General features: G+C 55.9%; 1 protein-coding gene. It reads left to right on the plus strand.

All coding sequences use genetic code 11. The annotated features are described in order from the left end of the window. The coding region (locus SB816_RS31735; RefSeq protein ID WP_410548213.1) for a TonB-dependent receptor domain-containing protein at nt 1–272 on the plus strand (272 nt) is incomplete at both ends.

The raw sequence follows: 272 nt of genomic DNA on the forward strand, positions 1-272 counted from the left end.
GTTCACGCGTGCCAACCTGCTCGACGATACGCTGACGGTAAACGGCAACCTGTTCTACATGGACATGAACAATGCCCAGTTTAACGTGCCGGTGGTTGTCTCCACGGGCATCAGCGAATGCTACACCGTCAATGCCGAGGAAGCCCATGCCTACGGTCTGGAAACCGGCGTGGATTATCAGGTTCTCGACAATCTGACACTGAAGGCCAGCGCAGGTCTGCTGAAGACGAAAATCGACGAGATTTCCAGCAACGCCGCCTACGTCGGCAAGG

The organism is Achromobacter sp. SIMBA_011 (assembly GCF_046535435.1).
Lineage (GTDB): Bacteria > Pseudomonadota > Gammaproteobacteria > Burkholderiales > Burkholderiaceae_B > Achromobacter > Achromobacter dolens.